This is a genomic window from Arthrobacter sp. GCM10027362, assembly GCF_042679445.1.
Classification (GTDB): domain Bacteria; phylum Actinomycetota; class Actinomycetes; order Actinomycetales; family Micrococcaceae; genus Crystallibacter.
The window spans coordinates 1-1,404 of sequence record NZ_JBHTML010000366.1; the positions used below are offsets into that span (position 1 = coordinate 1).

1 protein-coding gene is annotated in these 1,404 nt (G+C 70.2%); it reads left to right on the top strand.

Annotated elements, in window-relative coordinates:
- Positions 1–136: 136 nt before the first annotated feature.
- Positions 137–1,404, top strand: a 1,268-nt coding sequence (locus tag ACFQ36_RS22705) for an accessory Sec system protein Asp2 (RefSeq protein ID WP_377017835.1), incomplete at its 3' end; no start/stop codon positions are given.

A 1,404-nucleotide genomic window follows, 5' to 3' on the forward strand; every position in this document is an offset into this window, starting at 1 on the left:
GGCCCGCCGCCCTCGGGCGGCGCATCACCCGCCGGCTGGTCCGGCGCCGGTAACCCCGGCGCCGAGTGCCGGTGCGCCGCGCCGTCGTCGGGCACTGTTTCCTTCGCGTTCACCCGCGGCCGGTAGCTTCGCCCCCATGGCCCCATGCGAACACGAGTTTCTGCACCACGGCGTCCAGGTGCAGTACAAGCGGCGCGCCGCCCGGCTGGACCGGCGCCACCTGATCGTCATGTTCACCGGCCTGCGGCCCCTGGATGCCTACGACTTCGACGGGCGGTCCAGCCGGGACAGCCAGGCCAACTGGCTGTGGATCAAGGACAGCTTCGACGGCTACTACGCCTATTCGGTGTGCCGGAACATGGACTTCGGTGTTGAACGCGCCGTCCTCGCGCTGATCGACGCCGAGCTGGCGCGGCTGGGGCTGACCCGGAACGAGTGCACGCTGGCCGGCATCTCCAAGGGCGGGTTCCCGGCACTGTATTTCGGCATCAAGTACAACTTCCGCAATATCGTGGCCAACGCCCCGCAAATCTATGTCGGCACCCATACCCGGAAAGTCCGGCCCGGGATCTTTGCCCACATGACCGGGGGCGGAGGCGACCGGGAGCAGCGGCTCCTGGACGCGCTGCTGCCGGACGCGGTGGCTGCGGACCGGGGCATGGACAAGAACATCTACATCTTCAGTTCCCGCCGGGACCAGTTCCACGACGTGCAGATCGCCCCGGCGCTGCCGCTGTTCGCCAAGTACCCGAACTTCAACTACATCGAGACGGACTCGGACCTGGTCTGGGACCACGCCGGTACCATCCGCTACAACCTGCCGCTGGTGCTGTCCGTCCTGTACGCGGCGGCGGACAACGCTCCGCCCCGCCTCGGCACGGTCCGCAACGGGCACCGGCAGGCACCCGGGGTGCGCCGGAAGGCATTGGAGCGGCAGCGCGCCGCCGGCGGATCCGTTGCCAACCTTTCCTCGGGCCGGCTGGAGGGCGGCAGGTTCTTTCCCGAAGGCGCCGCGTTCCTGCGCGGCCACGCCGTCGGGAAGGCCTCGGCGCTAGACACCACACTGGTGCTCTGGGGCAACGGAACCCGGCACGAGTTTCCCCTGGCCGGGGACAGGACGGACCCCTCGGTTTCCTTCCGGTACTACCAGGAGGCCGCCTGCAACTACAACCGGGCCAGATTCACCTCCCCGGACAAGCCCGGCATCGACCTGTCGGAGCTGCCCGCGGGCAGCTACGGCCTGCTGCTGCGTCTGGCCACGGACGGCCGCGAGGTGGAGGTGCCGCTGCGCTCGGCGGAGCCGATCCGGGCCGAATCCCACCTGGACGGCCGGCTCTACCGGCTGCGGTCGGGCGAGGGCCGGGCGTTGCTGGATGTGCGGCCGGCGGTGGGCAGGGCGCCCGG